1 protein-coding gene is annotated in these 1,765 nt (G+C 65.6%); it reads right to left on the bottom strand.

From position 1 onward, the window contains the following. Positions 1 to 207 precede the first annotated feature (207 nt). A partial coding sequence (sdhA, locus tag ACQKJZ_RS19200; RefSeq protein ID WP_427733291.1) for a succinate dehydrogenase flavoprotein subunit occupies positions 208 to 1,765 on the bottom strand: 1,558 nt, incomplete at its 5' end.

Genomic DNA, 1,765 nt, shown 5'->3' with positions numbered 1-1,765 from the left:
TCTGCGCTGATCGCCGGAGCGGGGCACGCCCCCTCCCGCAAGCGGGAGGGGGATGGGGGAGGGCTTCTTCCACGAGCGATGTCGTTTGTGGCTTTCCCTCCCCCGGTCCCTCCCGCCTGCGGGAGGGGAGAAGAAGGAGAAGGAAAAAACAAAAAGGGCCGGCGATCGCTCGCCAGCCCCTTCATTCCGAACCGTAAAACCGGGCCTTTAGTACACCCGCTTCTTCGGCTTGATATACTCGATATCGTCGGTCAGCGTGTAGTCATGCACCGGGCGATAGTCGATTTCGACCCCGCCGCCCTGGCCGCCCCAGCCGTCGAAGGTCGCGACGGTGTGCTTCATCCAGTTGGCGTCGTCGCGATCGGGGAAGTCCTCGTTCACGTGCGCGCCACGGCTTTCCTTGCGGTTCAGCGCCGATTCCATCGTCACGACCGCCTGGCTGATCAGATTGTCCAACTCCAGCGTCTCGACCAGATCGGTATTCCAGATCAGCGAGCGATCCTTGATGCCGATGTCCTTCATCCGGTCATAGGTGGCGCGGATCATCTGGCGGCCTTCGGTCAGCAGCTCGTCGGTGCGGAACACGGCGCAGTGGCGCTGCATCGTCTTCTGCATCTCGCTGCGCACCGACGCGGTGGTCGAGCCACCGGCGGCATTGCGGAAGTGATCCAGGCGACCCAGCGCCAGCTCTTCCGAGCCCTTGGGCAGCGGCGCATGCGGCGTGCCGGGCTTCAGCGTGTCCTTGATGCGCAGGCCGGTCGCGCGGCCGAACACGACGAGGTCGATCAGCGAGTTGGAACCCAGGCGGTTCGCGCCGTGCACCGACACGCAGGCCGCTTCGCCGACCGCGAACAGGCCGGGCACGACCGAATCCGGGTTGCCGTCCTTCAGGCGGACAACTTCGCCGTGATAGTTGGTCGGAATGCCGCCCATATTATAGTGGACGGTCGGCGTGACGGGCAGCGGCTGGCGGGTCAGGTCGACACCGGCGAAGATCTTGCCGGTCTCGGTGATGCCGGGCAGGCGCTCGGCCAGGACCTTCGGGTCGATATGGTCGAGATGGAGGTAGATATGATCCCCCTCCTTGCCGACGCCGCGCCCTTCGCGGATTTCCATCGCCATCGAACGCGACACGACGTCGCGGCTGGCGAGGTCCTTGGCCGACGGCGCGTAGCGCTCCATGAAGCGCTCGCCCTCGGAGTTGGTCAGATAGCCGCCTTCACCGCGCGCACCCTCGGTGATGAGGACGCCCGCGCCGTAAATGCCGGTCGGGTGGAACTGCACGAACTCCATGTCCTGCAGCGGCAGGCCCGCCCGCAGCACCATGCCGCCGCCGTCACCCGTGCAGGTGTGCGCCGAGGTGGCCGAGAAATAGCAGCGGCCATAACCACCGGTCGCCAGCACGACGTTATGCGCGCGGAAGCGGTGGATCGAGCCGTCTTCCATGCACAAAGCGATCACGCCGCGGCAATTGCCCTGCTCGTCCATGATGAGGTCGAGCGCGAAATATTCGATGAAGAAATCGGCGTCATACTTCAGCGACTGCTGGTACAGCGCGTGCAGCATGGCGTGGCCGGTACGGTCGGCGGCGGCGCAGGTGCGCTGGGCAGGCGGGCCTTCGCCCATATTCTGCATCATGCCGCCGAACGGGCGCTGATAGATCTTGCCCTCTTCGGTGCGGCTGAACGGCACGCCGGCGTGCTCCAGCTCGTACACAGCGGCGGGCGCCTCGCGGCAGAGATATTCGATCGCGTCCTGGTCGCCC

The organism is Sphingomonas sp. NPDC019816 (assembly GCF_050274375.1).
Taxonomy (GTDB): Bacteria; Pseudomonadota; Alphaproteobacteria; order Sphingomonadales; family Sphingomonadaceae; genus Sphingomonas.
This window is presented reverse-complemented; position numbering and strand designations above follow the sequence as displayed.